Origin of the sequence: Virgibacillus flavescens, from assembly GCF_050574275.1 — a bacterium.
Lineage (GTDB): Bacteria > Bacillota > Bacilli > Bacillales > Amphibacillaceae > Virgibacillus_F > Virgibacillus_F flavescens.
On the sequence record NZ_CP192260.1, the window covers coordinates 876,342 to 895,424 of the forward strand.

The 19,083-nt window shown below is 39.5% G+C and carries 18 protein-coding genes; 8 read left to right on the forward strand and 10 right to left on the reverse strand.

Annotation, left to right across the window (positions count from 1 at the left end; all coding sequences use genetic code 11):
• Window positions 1-49 precede the first annotated feature (49 nt).
• From VBD025_RS04430 to VBD025_RS04440, 3 genes are all read right to left on the reverse strand, one after another.
• Window positions 50-1,042 carry a FecCD family ABC transporter permease gene (locus VBD025_RS04430; RefSeq protein ID WP_430789662.1) on the reverse strand — a complete coding sequence of 331 codons (993 nt, stop codon included), beginning with the start codon at window positions 1,040-1,042 and terminating at the stop codon, window positions 50-52.
• Window positions 1,039-2,040, reverse strand: a complete 1,002-nt coding sequence (locus VBD025_RS04435; RefSeq protein ID WP_430789664.1) for a FecCD family ABC transporter permease — start codon at window positions 2,038-2,040, stop codon at window positions 1,039-1,041. Before VBD025_RS04435 ends, VBD025_RS04430 begins: the two co-directional genes overlap by 4 nt.
• 95 nt (window positions 2,041-2,135) lie before the next feature.
• Complete coding sequence (locus VBD025_RS04440) at window positions 2,136-3,092, reverse strand: ABC transporter substrate-binding protein (protein ID WP_430789666.1); 957 nt, start codon at window positions 3,090-3,092, stop codon at window positions 2,136-2,138.
• Window positions 3,093-3,569: 477 nt separating this feature from the next.
• Here VBD025_RS04440 and VBD025_RS04445 point away from each other — a divergent pair, with 477 nt between their 5' ends.
• A complete protein-coding gene (locus VBD025_RS04445; protein WP_430789668.1) occupies window positions 3,570-3,866 on the forward strand; it encodes a 4a-hydroxytetrahydrobiopterin dehydratase in 297 nt (98 codons plus the stop codon).
• 69 nt (window positions 3,867-3,935) lie between these two features.
• Here the strand turns inward: VBD025_RS04445 and VBD025_RS04450 are convergent, their stop codons facing one another.
• From VBD025_RS04450 to VBD025_RS04465, 4 genes are all read right to left on the reverse strand, one after another.
• Complete coding sequence (locus VBD025_RS04450) at window positions 3,936-5,516, reverse strand: cation:proton antiporter (protein ID WP_430789670.1); 1,581 nt, start codon at window positions 5,514-5,516, stop codon at window positions 3,936-3,938.
• Between the two features lie 149 nt (window positions 5,517-5,665).
• Window positions 5,666-7,726 (reverse strand): ABC transporter permease subunit, encoded by a 2,061-nt coding sequence (locus VBD025_RS04455; RefSeq protein ID WP_430789671.1) that lies wholly within the window; start codon window positions 7,724-7,726, stop codon window positions 5,666-5,668.
• A 444-nt stretch (window positions 7,727-8,170) separates the two neighbouring features.
• Window positions 8,171-8,548: a nucleoside 2-deoxyribosyltransferase gene (locus VBD025_RS04460; protein WP_430789673.1), complete on the reverse strand. Its 378-nt coding sequence runs from the start codon at window positions 8,546-8,548 to the stop codon at window positions 8,171-8,173.
• A gap of 17 nt (window positions 8,549-8,565) precedes the next feature.
• Window positions 8,566-9,108 (reverse strand): GNAT family N-acetyltransferase, encoded by a 543-nt coding sequence (locus VBD025_RS04465; protein WP_430789675.1) that lies wholly within the window; start codon window positions 9,106-9,108, stop codon window positions 8,566-8,568.
• A 134-nt stretch (window positions 9,109-9,242) separates the two neighbouring features.
• Between VBD025_RS04465 and VBD025_RS04470 the strand changes: the two genes are divergently transcribed.
• Together VBD025_RS04470 and VBD025_RS04475 are read left to right on the forward strand one after the other, a co-directional pair.
• Entirely contained in the window at window positions 9,243-9,719 is a 477-nt protein-coding gene (locus VBD025_RS04470; RefSeq protein ID WP_430789677.1) for a helix-hairpin-helix domain-containing protein, read from the forward strand.
• Window positions 9,720-9,809: 90 nt separating this feature from the next.
• Window positions 9,810-9,989, forward strand: a complete 180-nt coding sequence (locus VBD025_RS04475) for a hypothetical protein (protein ID WP_430789679.1) — start codon at window positions 9,810-9,812, stop codon at window positions 9,987-9,989.
• Window positions 9,990-10,028: 39 nt separating this feature from the next.
• Here the strand turns inward: VBD025_RS04475 and VBD025_RS04480 are convergent, their stop codons facing one another.
• Window positions 10,029-10,835 carry a serine/threonine protein kinase gene (locus VBD025_RS04480; protein WP_430789681.1) on the reverse strand — a complete coding sequence of 269 codons (807 nt, stop codon included), beginning with the start codon at window positions 10,833-10,835 and terminating at the stop codon, window positions 10,029-10,031.
• 604 nt (window positions 10,836-11,439) lie between these two features.
• On the opposite strand from VBD025_RS04480, the gene VBD025_RS04485 reads away from it, so the two are divergent.
• Complete coding sequence (locus tag VBD025_RS04485; protein ID WP_430789683.1) at window positions 11,440-12,636, forward strand: MFS transporter; 1,197 nt, start codon at window positions 11,440-11,442, stop codon at window positions 12,634-12,636.
• Window positions 12,637-12,689: 53 nt separating this feature from the next.
• Here VBD025_RS04485 and VBD025_RS04490 read toward each other — a convergent pair whose 3' ends face one another.
• The gene (locus VBD025_RS04490; RefSeq protein WP_430789685.1) at window positions 12,690-13,049 is read right to left on the reverse strand and encodes a Lin0512 family protein; all 360 of its coding nucleotides are present in this window, start codon (window positions 13,047-13,049) and stop codon (window positions 12,690-12,692) included.
• A 142-nt stretch (window positions 13,050-13,191) separates the two neighbouring features.
• On the opposite strand from VBD025_RS04490, the gene VBD025_RS04495 reads away from it, so the two are divergent.
• The 3 genes from VBD025_RS04495 (at window position 13,192) to VBD025_RS04505 (ending at window position 15,804) form a co-directional block, all read left to right on the forward strand.
• Complete coding sequence (locus VBD025_RS04495; RefSeq protein WP_430789687.1) at window positions 13,192-13,947, forward strand: AAA family ATPase; 756 nt, start codon at window positions 13,192-13,194, stop codon at window positions 13,945-13,947.
• 15 nt (window positions 13,948-13,962) lie between these two features.
• Window positions 13,963-14,442, forward strand: coding sequence for a 23S rRNA (pseudouridine(1915)-N(3))-methyltransferase RlmH (gene rlmH, locus VBD025_RS04500; RefSeq protein WP_430789689.1), 480 nt, complete (start codon window positions 13,963-13,965; stop codon window positions 14,440-14,442).
• 273 nt (window positions 14,443-14,715) lie between these two features.
• A complete protein-coding gene (locus VBD025_RS04505; protein WP_430789691.1) occupies window positions 14,716-15,804 on the forward strand; it encodes a hypothetical protein in 1,089 nt (362 codons plus the stop codon).
• Window positions 15,805-15,991: 187 nt separating this feature from the next.
• Here VBD025_RS04505 and VBD025_RS04510 read toward each other — a convergent pair whose 3' ends face one another.
• Window positions 15,992-17,923 (reverse strand): DNA/RNA helicase domain-containing protein, encoded by a 1,932-nt coding sequence (locus VBD025_RS04510; protein WP_430789693.1) that lies wholly within the window; start codon window positions 17,921-17,923, stop codon window positions 15,992-15,994.
• A 465-nt stretch (window positions 17,924-18,388) separates the two neighbouring features.
• On the opposite strand from VBD025_RS04510, the gene VBD025_RS04515 reads away from it, so the two are divergent.
• Window positions 18,389-19,048 (forward strand): DUF4145 domain-containing protein, encoded by a 660-nt coding sequence (locus VBD025_RS04515; protein ID WP_430789695.1) that lies wholly within the window; start codon window positions 18,389-18,391, stop codon window positions 19,046-19,048.
• The last annotated feature ends 35 nt before the right edge of the window (window positions 19,049-19,083 follow it).

Genomic DNA, 19,083 nt, shown 5'->3' on the forward strand with positions numbered 1-19,083 from the left:
AATTCAACTCTATCATACGACTTATTAAGGCTGATAACAATATCAGTCTTTAATTAGCCTTCAGCTTCCGTAACAAAAACAGAAAATATGGCGCCCCGAGTATTGCAGTGAAAATTCCAGCTGGTATTTCTGCTGGCGGTGCAAGTCCGCGACCGAGCGCATCTGCCAGTATAAGCAACAGCATTCCCATGATTGCTGAAGTTGGCAACAATAGACTGTGTCGGTTTCCAACCAGCTGACGTGCGATGTGTGGCGCAATTAACCCAAGGAATCCAAGTGAACCTACAACTGCAACAGATGAACCCGCCAGCGCAACCGCAACAATTAATAGAATCAGGCGCGTTCGTTCGGTATTTTCACCGAGCCCTTCCGCAACGTCATCACCTAAGTTCAGGATGTCCAGGCGGGTAGCTAATACCATGCTTAATGGAACCAACAGGATAATCCAAGGCAAAAGAAGCAGTACATCATTCCAGCTTTTTCCCCATAGACTGCCGGTTAACCAGATAAGTGCCGCGTTTATTTCAATCGGAAATTTAACCATCAGGAACTGAATGCCTGCGTGACAGATCGCTCCAAGGGCAATCCCGACGAGTGCAAGTGTCGAGGGGTTCACTCCTTTTCGATAGACAAAAAGATACAATACCACGGTAATAATTCCTGCCCCTGCTAAAGCTGACACAGGTAACATAATGATAGGCGCATTAGGAAATAGCAGTACGACAATAGCAGCGGCAAGCCCTGCGCCTTTGGTGATCCCGATCACATCTGGTGATGCTAATGGGTTGCGGATAATTCCCTGCAGAATAGCGCCAGATACGCCAAGACCTGCCCCGACTAGGATAGCCATGACAATCCGGGGAAGCCGATAATTCATAATAATAAATCCAGCGCTGTCATCGCCATTTCCTGCTACCGAATGCCACAATTGAAGCGGTGTAATAAAGATTGCACCCACACCGATGGCGAGAATAGCTGCAATTAATGTCAGGATAACGAGCAGCACCAAACGTGTTTTTGGGGTAATTTTTTTCCTGCTCATGCTTCTTTACCCCCTTTACGTGCTAAAAATAAGAAGTAAGGCGCACCAATTAACGCAGTGACAATGCCTACCGGCGACTCAGCTGGAAATGCAATAAACCGTGATAATACGTCAGCACTAACGAGCAGTAATGCACCAAGCAGCGCGGAGAAGGGAATGATGAATCGGTAGTCAATTCCGATTAGTCTTCTTGCGATATGTGGAATAATTAATCCAACAAACCCGATGGGACCAGCCACCGCAACAGATGCACCAGCAAGCATTACAACGAGCAAACTGAAAAATAAGCGAATCAGGACCACGTTCTGTCCAAGCCCTTTTGCCATGTCGTCTCCTAGCCCAAGAATGGTAAGTTGACGAGCAAGCAGGATTGCAATCAGAATGCCTGCAGCAGCCCATGGCCAGATAATATGTACTTCACTCCAGCTTGCCCCGTCGATAGCCCCGGCGAGCCAAAACAGAACGCTCTGTGTAGAATCTTCATGAAATAAAACGACACCTTCAATAATCGCTGATAGAAATAAATGAACGGTAATGCCGGCAAGCGCCAGTTTAACAGGCGAAGTTCCAGCCGAACTGGATGCCATGGAGTATACAATCGAACCACCTATGATTGCGCCAAGGAATGCGAAATACACCAAGGATCCGGACGAGAGATCTGGCAGAAAAACAAGACTTAACACAACAACTAGTGAGGCACCGGCATTCACGCCGAATATTTGTGGCGATGCTAATGGATTCATCGTGATTGCCTGCATAATTGCTCCAGCAATTGCCAGACTTGCGCCAATGATAATCGCAATTAGTGTCCGTGGCAGGCGTAAATCCTGGATAATTAAAAATTCTTTTGTCTGTTCGTCAGCAATAAACGATTGAAAAATTTCCCCATAATTAATAGACACTGCCCCTATTCGCAAGCTTGCCAGTATACTTATTGCGAGTAAAAAAAGTACCGTGATAAATAAAATTATTTTTGTGCTCGTTTTTCTTGAATCCATGCGCTATCCCCCACTTACCCGAACAATTCTCTACTTGATACTTTATCACATATAATGCCAAAGAAAAGAGCGGGAATGAATATCCCGCTCCGCATTTAGTTACCATACAGTTTTTCCACTGCTTCTTCCAGAATTGCTTCTGATGAAATCAATCCACGGAACCGGGACCATGTATTCTGATCGACCGTGAACACTTGGTCATTCTTTACAGCACTGATATCCTGCCATAATGGATTTTCTTTCCATTCGTCGACTATCGTCTGATCCCCAGACTGCATGAAGAAGAATACATCCGGATTAAATTTTACAACTTGTTCTAAATTAATCTTATTATAGCGGTCACTGCCATCCTGAATCGCATTCTTAAGACCGATTGATTCAAGCAATGTACCCGTGTAGGAATCCACATTGTGTGCGAAGAATCCATCTGCTGTTACAACGGCCGGTAAAACAGTTCGATCTTCGTCTTCCGGCACCTGTGCTTTAATTTCTTTCATTCGCTCCTTGTGTGCTTCCAGAACTTTTTGACCCTTTTCTTCTTCGCCTACTGCATATGCGATTTTCTCGAATCCAGCTAGAATCTGTTCATAATCAGCAGCTAACGAATTCAGCATGATCGTTGGAGCGATATCGGAAAGTTCTTCATAAACATCTTTGTGACGCTGCAGATCTGCAATAATTAGATCCGGTTTTAACGAGCTGATAATTTCCATGCTCGGTTGTTTGCGCGTTCCAACGGAAGTATAGTCGTCGATCTTTTTACGAATTGGTTCAATAATTCTGCTTTCATCGTCATCGTCCGCAATTCCAACCGGTGAGATATCAAGCGCTGCCAATGCGTCTACGTAAGAGAACTCCAATGCAACGATTTTCTTAGGGTTGGCAGGTACCTCTGTTTTACCCATTTCGTGCTCAACGGTAATGGTGTCTCCGCCGGTTTCGCTTTTCGTTTCTTTTTTCTTTCCTTCGTCCCCACCGACTGTACCACAGCCGACTAAACCTATAATGGAAATAAGTAATAGCATCATAAAGGATAACTTTTTCAAACTCATCTTGTAACCTCCTGGATTGTAGTTGTATGTATTATTACTCGCACTCTATTAATAATGATAATCATTATCACAGGAAAAGTCCACAACTATTTTTAGGAAGGGACAGCGGGACGGTTCTTGTGTCCCTGGGACACAAGAACCGTCCCGCTGTCCCTTATTGATAAATTGCTTTTCGGTATCGATATATTTTTTCTCAAGCGTGATAAAAAATTTCTCGAAAGTGATATTATTTGTTTCAGGAGTGATATCCACATTTTAGTAATCGATAAAATGATTTCAGGAGCGATAAAGATAATTTAACAAACAGCTAACCAGTGGATAAGTCTAAAATCCGACCTGTTAACAACTTAAAAACAACCTTTCCACAAAGTTATCCACCATTTTCTGTGGATAAACTGTGCATAACGCTTACACGAATTAAATTTCGGCGAAACAGGAACAACATTTGTTAAACTGTTACTATAGAGGAGGCAAAAAATGGACCGTCTATTAAAAAGTGAAATTTCAAATGAACTAGCAAACCTAACAGACTGGAAGCTGGTGGAAGAAACATGGATTGAGCGAAAGTTCAGCTTTAATCAATACCTGGATGGAATAAAGTTTGTCGATCAGGTCGCGCGGGTTGCCGAAAATAAACAGCACCATCCATTAATCACGATTAACTACAAAAAAGTCAGTATCAAATTTTCCTCGTGGCAGGAAAAAGGATTAACATCACTCGACTTTGAAATTGCTAAAAAAATTGATGAGCTTTACCAAAAAGCTGATCACTAAAATGAACGACCGCTCTTTCCCATCATAGAAAGAGCGGTCGTTAGCGTTAGTTATAAGTTTGTAGCCAAGCTATTCGTCATTTTTTTCTAACTCAACCAGTTGATCCGTTATTCTTTCATGTTCTTCTTCAGCAACTTTTCCTGATATAATATCATCTCGTAACAGCAAATCAATTGCTTCATGCTGGGCATATAAGGAATGTTTTTGTAAAATGACTTGCTGTTCTTGTTTTAACTCGGGGTGCTTAGCTAACAGTACTTCCATTTCGTTGTGGACTTTTTGAAGTTCTAATTCATATTCATGAATGACTTCGCCGTATACATGACCGGAAATAAATAAGTTCTTTTTCACTTTGTTTACTTCTTCAATCGCTGAGTTATACCGGTGTGCCCGCGCGATAATGGACTCGTACTCCAGATGTCCTTCTTCTTTTTGTGTTACACCCAACCAGGCCAACAGTGGCTTGATCGAGAGACCCTGACATACAAGAGAGAAGAGCACGACGCTAAATGCGACGATTAATATATCTTCACGTCCTTGAAAATCATGCGGCAGGCTCAGGACCAGCGCAATGGATAGCGACCCCTTTAAACCGCCCCAGTTAAATACATGCTTCCATGTAGTTGGGATATTTTTAATGAAGAATAAGCTTGTATATACAGCGATACTCCGAGCAATCAGCACAATTAGTATAGCGAAAAAGATTAATCCCCATTTATCGGTGACATCAATTTTCGTGATTTCCAGCCCTACCATTAAAAATACGACGGAATTGGCGAGTAGTGCAGCCACATCCCAGAAATTGCTGATATTTAATTTTGTTGTTGGGCTCATGCCAATCCTCGCACCATAATTTCCGAATATAAGCGCTGCTACCACAACCGCGATAACACCAGAGGCATGCAATCCTTCTGCAAGTAAAAACGATCCATAAAAAAGAATAATACTAAAAATAATTTCTAATGGATAATCATCAAAATACTTGGTTAGGTGTGAAAAGCCATATCCGAGTGCGGCACCAGTAATCAGGCCAAGAAAAATAACACGGATAAAATCCCATAATCCGAGTCCTGCACCTTGGAATGCAAGATCGGCATAGGCGACTAACGAAAACGCGGAAATGTTAAATAACACGACAGCTAACCCGTCATTAAATAAACTCTCCCCCTCAATAATCGTTGCCAGTCGTTTATTTACACCAAGACCTTTAAAAATGGACAGCACACTTACAGGGTCTGTCGCACTCATAATCGCAGCAAATACAAATGCAGCAGGAATTGAAAAGTTTAAGAGCCAGATGGAAAGGAAGCCGATCACGATAAACGAAAGGAAGGTACCTCCAAAAGCTAACGTTAAAATTGGCTTTTTATTTGCATTTAAATGGGAAAAAGGGAGCTTTAACGCAGCTTCACCTAACAATGCGGGTAAAAACAAGGTAATAATGACAAAGTTAAAAATTTCTCCTTCTGTAATAAAATCCTTTAACGGTTCAAGGATAGAAATATGTAAAAGTCCAATAACTGCACCAACAATAACAAGCGCAATCGGATATGGTTTTTTAAATTTTTTCGCTATCGCGGTAACACCAGCAGCCAGCATAATAAGAATAAGTCCGAGCTCAACAATATGATGCAGGTCAATATCCTCCACGGTAAAACTCCTCCTTCATGTAGGTAGATTCGCATTACCAACATTATACAGTCTAGTTTATCCATATAACAAAAATAATTCCGAAAAAAGGAAGCACATGAAAAAATAAACGACCGATCTCTTCCGTCATAGAAGAGCGGTCGTTAGGTTCAATTGGACTTTCGAAGCGGTTCCAGCATGTCAAACTGTTCCTCTGGCAATACATGTGTCTCCTCAGGTTGGCTGATTGTTTTCTTCCTATTCTTCCATTTCTGGGCTCTAAATATAACACCAACTTTTGCCTGCTGAACTTCCTTGACTCCTTGAATAACCAGCTGCATCGCGAAGATCGACAGAATAAATGCTAACAAAACCCATGCCAGTAAAGAATATTCACCAGCTTTGAATGCGTATCGATTAATGGAAATCAAACTGGACCAGTCATACGTTACAGTCTGTGGTGGCCCTGCCAGCATTCCGGATTCAATAATCGTACCCCCTAGGAAGATATTATAGACACCTAAATGGATAAAGATTAACAGCACCTGTATAAACTGCTGGCCAAACAACACAGCCATTCGTGGTCCGATATGCGGTAGAATGTGATTCCTGAAGATGTGTAACTTGCCGCCACCGAGTACGGTCGCGCTCATAATAAATTCATTTTGCATAACTCGATTGATATCTTTACCGATTAATATCGTCGTCAAAGGAATAACCAATACCGTCAGAATAACTACCTCAACAGCAACTTTGTCAGCTATACTTTCTGTAATGACACCTCTTGAACCAAATATAATCATACTTAGTAAAATATAGGCGATTACACTTAATGGAACAAAGTGAATGGAATCGACCATTTTACTAAACCACTGCTGTGCCCTCGGTTTTAATTTAAACGCGTAGAATAACCCGAATAACAAACCACCAAAAACGCGCAAAACAGCAATGAGCAGCCCGCATAAAAGCGTATACTTTGCCCCTACAACAATTTGATCAAACAGGCTGAATCCATATCTGTCTGAACCAATCAGAAACGGTTCTGTTGGTTTATGTGGCGGAGCACTAATTAATGAACCATCGTCAGCGAACAGGAATTTAACTTGCTCGACATGGTTATCTGTTGTGATGGAATAAAACAGGCTATAGCCAATAACGACAATGAAAAACAAACAGCCGGCAGCAAATTTCCAGTTCTTCAAATGTTTTGCCAACACAACAAAAAGGTAAGTTACCGGTCGCCATGGCCGCAATTTTCGTATATCCAAGCGTTTCATCGAAAAAATCACATTGCTTTTGAAGCGGAGCAGCCAGCCTTTTAGCTCAGCGGGACGCCATTTTTTCCACCATCGCTCCTTTTTCTCAATGGCATAACTATGAAGTTCTTCCGGATTGATCCATAAATCAATAATCTGAAAGAAAAAGTAAAATGGTGTAAAAATCATAAACAAGGAAATCGCGCTGTTGACCGGCACTAAATTTTCGACTAAAAAGTATGTAAATCCATTGATGTTATACATGCGTTCAATAACAAACTGGCTTGATAGCGTAGCCCAGATGATTATTTTCATGTGATGAAAAGAGCTTGGCATAATATTTTTCAGCACATGAATCGTGATGATTCTGAATTTCTTAATACCCTTGCTTTGCAGAAATGATACGTAGTCCTTTAAAAACTCTTCCTCGATCATTAGCAGTAAAATCTTGAACATGGAGACCATTGGAAGAATAGCTAAGGTAATGATTGGTGCCAGGTACGCTTTATCATCTCCAAGCGTTGCCACGCGAAAAATATCAACTGCGAATGTCTTATACACGTAAACTGATAACGCCTGCAGCAAAATCGCTATCATTAAGTCTGGAATTGTCTCCAGGAAATCCAACACCCGCTTTATTGGATGAAGCAAATATTTTGGCAGAAAGTTTGCTGTTAAAGCAAAAATAAACGCTAGTGAAAGTCCAATAAATACTGCTGCCAGCAAAATCTGCATGGAATAAAGGTACGGTTCCCACAGTATTTCAAGTAACGGTACTTTGACGACGTTTACTGTCCATGGTACTGAATATAGCCATGTTTCCGGATCCATAAGTTGTTCTACAAATCTGAAGAACAGATCTATTATCCGGATTGGGTTCCATATTTTACTGTATACGATTAATGGCAGCATACTAACCACTGCAATTCCAACAACGCCAAGCAAATAAAACAGTAATAGCTTAAAAATCCGCATAGATTTACCCCCGTATTTACGATAAATTATCTATGTTGTAAATATCTCAGGTTGTTGTGTAAAATTTCCTATTTATCTATTATTTTTATAATATTACTACTATTTTACAACTATTTCAATATGAAAAAAACACTCTGAAAAGAGTGTCTGTTAATACGCCGAAGCTGCTGAAAAAGTTACATGTAGTACAAAATAGATGGATCTACGATCGCATTTTCGAATATACTACGCTTTCCGCGGGCACGGCTTCAGCTTCCTCGAGAAAACCACTCTGCGGGATCTTCAGCTCGCGCTGTTCCCGCAGGAGTCTTCGTATATTCGAAAATGCTAGATTGAGGTGGAAAGAAAAATTTTTAGAATCTATCTTTTTTCAGTAGTAGAAAGTCTCCAATACGTCGCCCATTCTATATAATGTTGTTGAATCATTATTTTAAAGAATCGTTGTTAAACATTCCCGACTAGGGAGATAAAGCGATCGATATTGCCGGTTATTCGGTTGACTCCGTTGACGTAATAAAAGGTGGAGGCTGTTGCTGGGTCGAGTTTTTCTTGGGAATAGATGTAGACGGGCTTTCCTGTGCCTAGTGCCATTCCGAGCTCTACGTGACTGCTTTTGCCAGCGGGCATGAGCAGAATGAAAATATCACTACTGCAGACTGCGCTTTTTTCTTGTTCACCGATTGCTTTTAACGATTCTGTTTCCACTGCCTGCTGGTTCTTTGTCCAATCGTATGTGTGCGTGAATCCTTTTGAAATTAGCTTTTGCGAGACGTAACGAACCATATCTTTGTTTTGAAAACTTGAAGCTATATAAAATTGCATGAAATCTATCCTTTCGACTAATTACTCCACTCGCTAGCAAGCATTCCATAAACCACGTGGTCTACGTAGTGATCGTATAACCATTCGGCTTGTCTGAGCTGTCCTTCTTCTACAAATCCGAGGCGTTCTGGAATGGAGCGGCTTTTCTTGTTTTCATATGCTGCGCGAATGTCGACGCGGTTCATGTCCAGGTCGGTTAAAGCGTAATCGGTTAATGTTCGTGCGACACGGGTCATAATTCCATAACCTTGATAATTCTGGCCAAGCCAGTAGCCAATATACGCAACTTTATTGGACCAGTCCAGATTATTGAATCCGGCTGTACCGACTATGTTTCCTTTAAATCGTATTGCCAGTGTCAGGCTTCTTTTCTCTTCAAATCCACGTACGGTATGTTGGATAAAACCGAGTGTATCATCAACTGTAGTTGTTCCATCAACCCAAGGCAGCCATTCACGCAGATGTGTACGTGAAGCATCTGTTAGCTTAAATAATTCTTCTGCATCGTCAAGTTTCATTTGCTCTATGGTTAGATCGTGATCAATTTCTCGAAAAAACATGGTAAATCGCTCCTGTCAATGGGTTAGTATAGACCTTATCATACCACAATTGTATACTGAAATAGACAACTTTAACTCACGGAGATACGCCATTTTTCGGCGATTGCAAATTATTGTAATAGGAGGAGATTCATTTGAAAAAAACTTCGCCCAAGTTACCACTCGCACCAGAAGAAAGAGCTGCATTGCGAAAAAACAAATTGAAATTGAGCGACATTGCACAGTGTGATACGGAGGAACTGGCGAGTGCTATGGAATCCACCTTCGATCGGGCAAAATATCTGCGGGCGCTATCTATTTTCCAAGCAGTGCCATCGATCGGACCGAAGCTTGCAAAACTTGTCGTGGAGCTTGGATATTACGAATTTGAAGACTTTAACGAGGAAACAGGTGCAGAATTGACCAATCGCGCTGAGTTGCTGTATGGACATTGGATGGATCCGTGCGTGGAGGATACGCTGCGGTGTGTCGTTCATCATGCCACTAATCGAGGAAGCGATAAGCAATGGTTTGATTTTACGGCAGAACGTAAAGCGTTCCGAGCAAAGCACGGGTATCCAGAATCGCGCCCGAAACTAGCCTGGCATGAAGATGAACGTTACGGTGAATAGAGCGCTCATAGTGGTAAATACTATAATAAATAATGGTTAGCAGGTATAATTAGGCTGAACGTGAACCACACAGAAATGGAGGTTTGTTCAATGTTTAAAAAGATCATGAAAAAAGTAAAACATAATGTAGCTAAATACGCTGGGAGTGGCAGCAGCAGAAGACGTCACCGTCACCATAGCGGAAGTCGCAGCAGTAGTGAGCGATCGAGGCACTCTCCTTACCAGGGAAGCGGAAGATATAAACGAAAAAGTTATAGAAGCAGCAGTTAATAAAACCAGTTCCTATCGATTTTCGACGGGAACTGGTTTTTAGGTTTTTAATGCAGTTAATGCCCGATTTAATTCATGCGTTAAGTCGCGGGCGTTTTCATATGGCTCTTTAATAGCCAATAACCGTTCCAGCAAGTGTTTTGTAGGTGGCTGCAGTGTCAATTCCTCTGTCCAGGGACGGGATTTTTTTGACTGTGGAGTATAGGATGAATACAGCAGATAAAGTAGGATATCACCTAAATCGTAAAAGTCGTCCTGAATTAAGGTGGTTCGTTCTTTTGAATTCTCAAGCTTACGAGATAAGCCAAAATCGATAAGAAACAGCTTGCCATCCTTCATCATCATGTTTGGAATGCGGAGATCCTTATGAACAATGTCCTTTCCATGCAAATACTCCACAATATCAACCATCTGTTTTAACAGCCGCAAAGCATCTTTTTCACTGAAATGATTATCCTCTCTAAATAAAACATCCTCAACATTACTTCCTTTGATAAATTCCATTGTATAAAAAAAGTGGTCATTGTATGCGAAATGTCCATAGAGCTTAGGAATACACCGGTGGGCGAGCGAACCAAGAATGGCAATTTCGTTGTGATAAAGTTCCGGACCAGCGTCCTTTTTATGTTTGCTTGGTCTCATTTGCTTCAGTACACATTCACTGCTGGTCCTAAGATCCGTGCAGAGGTAAGTGATACCGAAGCTCCCCATTCCAAGTATTTTTAGGATGGTGTATCTATCCGCAACTGTGGCGCCTTTTTTGTAGGGGCGGTCAACCAGAAAGCGGTATGCGTGTTGAATTCGATGAAAAATAGCTATTGGATTCACCTCATTACCTTTTCTCAATTGAAAAATATGCGTCCTTATTAGTATAGAACAATGCTGATAGAAAAACCAAAGCTATAGATGAGTAGTTGATTGCAGTCTGTGGAGAATGGTCACTACATTCTAAAATACACTTATTACTAGTAAGTGGATCTGCGATCGCATTTTTGAATATGCGGAGCGCACCTTAGGGCACGGCTTCAGCTTCCTCGGAATGCAAAAACCGCTATTCCTCCGGGATCTTCAGCTCGCGCTGTTCCCGCAGGATAAGGAAGGCTTCTCTGAAAAGGCATCGCACGAAGAAAAAGTGCTTTTCTTTTTCGAGGAGTCTACGTATATTCAAAATGCTAGGTATAAGTGGAGGGATAAATTTTGTGAATCCATCCCTTTTTCAGAAGCCTTAAAAACGGGCGATCCGAGATAAAAGGGATCAAAACGTTCTTTTCTTTTTTCTTGCAATTCTGTATAATTAGTAGACATTCAATTAAGGAGGAAGTTAACATGCGAAAAAACTTAACATTTTTTTCAAACCAACAAGCAGGGGTGAAAAGAATCGGTTAGATAGGTCATTATTCACTCCTGCTTGTTTATCAGATGAATAAACAGCAGCAGGAGGATAAAAAAATTGAAAAAAGGTACATTAGCATCACATAATATTCGTGTTTTATTTTGGGCGGAATTATTTGGAAGTGTCCGCTTTTTACAGCCTGTTCTGGCACTGTTTTATTTTGCTCGGGGACTAGATGAATCTACTATTCTTTGGGTATTGTTATTCTGGAGTACGGGTGTACTGATCGGGGAAGTCCCGACAGGTATATTCGCTGACCGGTATGGGGCAAAACTGTCATTTATCATTGGCGCTGTTTTAAGTATGGTTAGTCATGGAATGCTTATTTGGGCGTACGATCCTTGGCTGTTCTTTGCCAGCAGTCTGCTAAGCGGATTCGCCGTTACATTTTTTAGCGGAGCGGATGAAGCGTTAATCTATGAATCTTTAAAAGAATCTAATGAAGCAAACAGGATGGATAAGGCGCTTGGAATTATCCAGTCGGCGCAATTTATTGTAATGGTTGTGGTTCTCATTCTGGGCGCGATCCTTGCAAAGGACTTAACGGATGATCAGTTTATCTTACTGATTTTGCTAGGTATTGGTTTCCAGTCCATTCAAATTCTATTATTATTTTTTGTTAAAAACCCAAGTGGACAAGGCAACTACCGTGAAAATCCTTTTAAACAGGTAAAAGAAGGAATGCTCGCGATTAAAAAAGCACCACACGTGTTATGGATGTTCTTAAATATTACGCTCGTATTCATTCCAACAGGCGCGATATTTGGTAACTTTAATGACAAATTACTGAGCGATGCGGACTTACCAATTTATCTGATCGGCTTTGTATTAGCTGGTCTGTCTATTGTAAGTTTTGTTGTATCCCGTCTGATTGGATGGCTGACATCACGTGTCTCAAGGGTTACCGTTTTATATGTAACCGGTGGCATGGGTGTCGTTGCGTTAATGTTGGCGGCATATTTCCGAGAAATACTTTGGATTTTAATCCTGATCATGATTGTCCTTAGTTTCGTCAGAACGGTTCGTTATCCGGTGTACGCACAACTTGCCAACGATATCATCCCGTCACATGTGCGAGCGACAACCATATCCTTACTGTCCATTATTGATTCCGTTTGCGACCTGCTTATTTTCAGCAGTATAGCAGGAATCGCAGTGTACGGTTTTGAAAAAATGTTTCTAGCATGTGCAGCTATTGCATTAGTCGGGTGTTTACTTCCGATACGGCCACTAGGCAGAAAGAAAATTGAATAATGGCATGAAAAAAAATACAGTCAGGCGCTAGCTGCCCGGCTGTATTTTTACGATTAGTATCCGACTTCGACCGCTGCGTTCACGATATACATTAAGTCGTTTTTATCCAATTTATCTTCAAGAAAAATCCCGCTCGTTGTAGCCATTCCACCAGAAACAACCTCTACCGTCACGGTGCCATAAGGAATCATGTCTTTAATCTTTTCTTCGTCAAGCTTCTCATGATCAAGCGGAAGAGCAAGCTTTACATTAACTTTCATATTTTCCAGCCGCTGATCAGGCAAACTCTTTTCGATACCAGGCATCGAGTTATAATGGATCGCGTCCTTCACAGCGCGAGTAGAAGCTTTCGTCACGTCCTGCCCGTGGACATCAATCCCAGTTCCGGTTTGAATGAAAAGTATCTGTTGCATGCGATCACCCCTTATCTGTGTTCTACTAACTATCATTCCCGTGTAAAAAGAAATACAAACAATCATAGGGAGATCCGAATTTTTTTGGTAGACTATAGAAAGAATAGCAGATGGACTATATGAAATGAGGTGTGCGCTGATTATGAAACTAAGTCACGAGGACCAATATATAAAACGGGTAGATTTAAAAAAAGACAGCATACCCGCACGTGGAACGTTCCCGTTTAACCTGCCTGTTATGCAGAACTTCCGCGAATTGATCATGCACCCAAATGTTACCTATATCGTCGGCGAAAATGGAATGGGAAAATCCACCCTGCTCGAAGGAATTGCGGTCGGGCTTGGCTTTAACCCGGAAGGCGGCACCCTGAATTTTAACTTCTCAAGCTATGATTCACACTCCATCCTGGACGAACACTTACGAATTATAAGAGGGTTCAACCGACCTAAGGACAGTTTCTTCTTTCGTGCTGAAACCTTCTATAATGTATCGACGAACATAGAGGAGATGGATGCCGATCCTTCAGGGGGACCAAAAGTTATCGATTCATACGGTGGAAAATCCCTGCACGAGCAATCCCACGGCGAAGCGTTCTTTGCAGCATTTATGAATCGATTTTATGGACAAGGCATCTATATCTTAGACGAACCAGAAGCGGCATTATCCCCGTTACGGCAAATGTCCATGCTGGCGCGCATCCATGAACTGGTTAACCAGGGATCCCAATTTATCATCTCCACACATTCGCCGATCATCATGGCATACGAAGACGCTAAAATAATTCAGCTGACAGAAGAAGGGATAGCTGAGGTTAGTCTGGAAGAAACAAGTCAATATACAATCATGAAACAGTTTTTTGAGGATAAAGATCGGTTGCTGCATCATTTATTTCAGTAAAAGGAAGGTATCGTTATGAATATAAGTATTATCACAGTTGGAAAATTAAAGGAAAAGTACTTAAAACAAGGCATTGAGGAATATCTGAAACGTCTCACAGCCTACGCAAAAGTAGATATCAAAGAGGTGGCGGATGAAAAGGCACCCGAAAACATGAGCGACGCCGAAATGCTCGAAGTGAAGCAAAAGGAAGGCGAACGAATTCTAGCCCAGATCAATCCGGATGCATATGTGATTACGCTTGAGATTGGTGGAAAGATGCTGAGTTCGGAACAGCTGGCAGCGAAAATGGACGAGCTTGCGACGTATGGTAAGAGTAAGATTGCATTTGTTATTGGTGGATCTCTAGGGATTAGCGAAGCGGTTCAGAAGCGGAGCGATCTGTCATTATCCTTTTCTAAGATGACATTTCCGCATCAGTTGATGAGACTAGTGTTGGTGGAGCAGGTTTATAGGGGGTTTAGGATAATTAGAAATGAGCCGTATCATAAATAAATGGGGTTTTTCGAAAAATATTTATAAAGAATCGAAATACTACTGAAGATGAGATTACACGTTATGCTGAGTTGAAAAATGAATTAGCAACTAATAAATTTTATAAAGTTTTGAAGTATTCATGTAGTTGGCCAGTGTTAGTAAGTACCAAGCAGAATTTATAAAGAGAGCCGATGTTATAAAAATAAACCTTTTAGCAATGGAGAGAAATATAATTTCTATTCCTGTAAAGAAGAACGAATGCTAGAAATATATAACTAAGGAGAAACTGTTATGAAGTATATACAGACTATCAATCATGATTTGCATGGCATAAAAAAACTTCTTTTATTTACAAGAAATGAGAATTTTTCTAGTGTAGCTGTGCACTCGCTTTTTCGTGATAGCTGCCTAATGCTATACGAAATAATAAAGGTTTTAGAAAAAGAAGGAATATTAAAAGAAACGCCTTCTACATTTAAATACATTGAATCGATTCGGCATAAGGTTAAGGCTAGTCAGGGAAAGCATAATAGAAATATTTTCAATAGTGTACTTAATACTCACTTTGATTTATTTGGTAAGGATATTGATAATCTAGGATTTTACTTAGATCAAAATAAATTAATTGGAAGTACTTTATATGTTACGTATGTATATGATGAAACTCCTTTTTTTGATTCTATTAATTCTGGGGAAGTAATTAAAGAGTTTTCTCAAGAAGTGGGCATGAATATTGCTAATGTTATTGATGCTATTGAGCAACCACTACTATTACCTTCAAAGAGTATAACAATGTCAAATGAAGAAGTGTATGAACTAAAAGATGTATGGCATAAAAGGTTTCTCACTAATAATATCACTATGGATGTTTGTATAATGAGATTATTGATAATACAAAATGAGATATCTAGCTGTTTGTGGATAGAAAAACATCTAGACTATAAAGGTAAAGAAATTAGCTTAGATAAATATATATTATTAAGATTATCTTTAATTAAATTCTACCAAACAATGGAAAGCTTACTTGATCTTAAAAGGAGAGCTCCACAACAATACTCAACTTTAAATTTAAATAATTTAAATGAGCTATTACTAAGTTATAAGTATGATTTTAAAGCTGAAATCAAAACATTAAGGAACTTGTTGCATTACAGTGATAAGGGGATAAACTTTTATGAGTATCTTATGCACAGTATTAAAAAAGACAATGAATACGCAGATAATTTATTGCAAACTATATTAATAGACTTCTTTCCGATTATTACGGATACAATATCTGATTCGTTAAACATTTCTAATATAGTTAGTATGAGTGATTCGGAAAAAATTGGAAGAAGGGTTGTTACTAAAGTGAAACAATTTAGTAAGTTATCTAAATGAATTCTGTATGCAAACATAAAAGTGATAATCCGAAGGTAGTAACCGGTACTATCAGACGTATCATGAGGAAAGTTAATTCAAATTTATGAAAAAATTTAATGCAAATAATCTCAATTTTTAGTCAGTAAAACAAAGATATTGAGTTCAGAAATACCAATTACGAACTCAGTTTTCATCTTCAATTACATCAATCATACATTCCTCTATCCTCGGCAACTTTATAATTAATTGGCGAGAAATCCTGATAAACATCAGTCTTTTTCAATCGGGATTGGAAGTATTGGTTAAGTTCTGGATCAGTACAGAAGATAAAACAACCTTTCTGTCCTCGTGTCATTAGTGTGCGATAAGTATTGCGAATGATTTCGTCAGCAACAGTTTGTGCTTTTTCAGGGTCTTCTTTTGCTATCTTCTTAATTCCTTTTAACGATTGATCACTTTTGGCTCGTTTAGTATAATCTGTTTGTACGAAGCCATCTTTATAAATTAAATCGGGTCCAATAATGACTCCTACATAATCAAATTCTAGTCCTTGGGCGGTATGTATGCACCCTGCCTCACTAACTGAATCCTGATCTATTGCCCAAATACTATCTGTTAAATTCCAGCTGATTTCAAAGTTTTGCTCTGGAATAATGATATCTTTAAAGTTTGTATTCTTTCGTTCCTTTGTTGGCCATTCCCAGCAATAACCTGCTAACATACGAGACTTATTGTTCATTTGGTTTAATTTTTCAATTTCGTGCAACATAGCGTGGGGATCATCGAATACACGAAAATCGTAATCAACACCATAATCGTGTGTGTTGGCTGTTTCTCGTATTTGAAGTACATCTTCCAGCCATGCAATGTAGGCATCTGATCCATCACAACGGAATTGTGATGTTAGCATGCCTGTAATTAATTCTGCGTCGAATTCCTCTGCATATTTTTTTATAACATCCAGACTTCCAATATCCTTCAATGTAACTCGTTGTTTTTCGTCTATGAAGAAGAGGGTGAATTTAGAGGCATTAATAAGTTCCTTAATCTGATTCTCCCCTTGGTTACCATAAAAACCGGACTTTTCATTCAAACGGTGCGCTTCATCTACAACAATGACATCGAACTCATTTAATTCGGATTTGGTAAAGCTCCCGGATCCTTTAAATAAGTTATCAATCTCTGTTTTAGTTATTGTACCTTTTAGCTTGGAGGCATAGACTTCTCTGGGAGCTGAATTTTTCGAAACATATAGTGTCATCAAGCCCTGATTTATTAAATTCACTAGTAGGTTAACAGCCATTACGGACTTGCCAGTACCTGGACCACCTTCAATGACCATTACCTGTTTCTTAGTTATCTTTGAGCCTTCCGTTGCTAAATGATAGGCATCCTCGTAAAATATTTTTTGTTCATCAATCATAATAAATTCTTCGTTACCATCCAGCATGCTGCTTAGGTTGTCCTGCAATGATTTCGACGGACGAATTCTACCATGTTCAATCTGATAGATTAACCGGTTCTTATCTCCTTTACGAACATACTGTTTAATAAAACTTCGTAATTTTTGAATCTCGCCTTTTGTGAATACGGGAGCTTTCGCTAGATGTTCTTCGTAGTGTACATCTGTAAGAGGATCGTTATCTATCTTTCTATAATTATGTAAATAAGCACACGGGTTTAATTCAATATGTTGTTCCTGGACATTTTCATTAAAATCACTTATTAAAGCAGCATAGGACCACGCCTGATAGGAAGGATGAGTCACAGAACGCGCACCTCCACCAAGATAAGTGCTGATAACTGCATCCTTACTTTCAATTTTCTCTACCTCTGACCATTGCTTTAACTCCACAATTACAACATGATCCTGATTGCCGTTATTGCCAGCTACAAGGAAGTCAACTCGTTTAGATGTATTAGGTATCTTAAATTCAATGGCTACAGCAGCGTCACGAGGAATTTCTTTATCTTGCATGACGTTACACATGCGCTGCAGAGAATTTTCCCAGGAAGTGATTTCACTTTTAGAGGTTCTCCCAATTTTTTCTTGATAGGATTTATATAATCGCTCAATTAATAACTCATTGGTTATGTCAGAAATGAATTCAGTTTTTGTTGCTTCATAGATAATCATTAAACCGACTCCTTGTGAGGGTTTTATGTAAGAAGGGTACTGTCTACCTTATTCTACCATTTAATAATGGGGGAGAGAAGTTGTTTGGAATGTAATTTGAAAGCTAACTTCAACACTTGTTTTCAATCAGATATTAGAGAATTAAGGGGTTATCATATGCCAACCTATTAAAGAGGCAAAAGTGGAGCTTTCAAAAAAAATAAGAGGGAGAGTGGAATATGTCTCAGTTAACGTTTAATTTACCTGAGATTAATCGAGAAGCAAAAATATATCCATTGAAACGCTGATTACAAAGGGTTTCAGTGATTACGTTGGAAGTATACACTTACGAGATATCCATAAAAAAGAGGATGTGTAACTCATTTTATCGACTTATGGTAGAATTAGGAATATTAAGGGATTAGAGAATTTATTGAATTACACAGTATATAAGATATGGGTAATTGAATTACGTAGGGGGATAAAATGGCGGAAAAAAGATATTCAGACGAGGCGATATTATGTTTGCATTGTGGTAATGAAACAATTTTAGAAATTAAAAGCGAAATTGAAGAGAAGGAACACGAATTTGATTTTGATGGGTATGGAAGGAAATTCCCGATATTAACATATTTCTCAACATATACTTTATACAAGTGCCCGGTATGCTTTAAAGTTTCATTAACTTCATTAGAGTATAGTGATATAGAAATTGGACCAGACGGAAGCCCCTATGAGTATAGAGAAACATTGTACCCTGTTCATACCGGTGAATTATCTTTAGTACCGGCAAAAATCAGAAATGCTTATGAATCATCTTTAAAAACAAAAAATGTTGATAATGTCATGTGTGTAATGGGATTAAGAAGAACATTGGATATTCTTTGTCGAGTACACGGGGAAGTAAAAGGGTCATTAAATAATCGATTAAATAAGTTATCCGAAAAAGGCATTATCCCTGGAGTGTTAGACGATGCTTCGCATTTAATTAGAGTTATCGGAAACTCAGCTGCACATGACGATGTAGATTTTGATAGTCATGTAGTTAATAACATGATTAAGTTTACTCGTATTATATTAGAATATGTCTACGTAATTCCTAAAGAGATAGAAAGAATGCAGATTAAATTTGAAAGTAAAAAATAACGGCAGACTTTTGGCAGGAAAAAGCAGAGCATTTT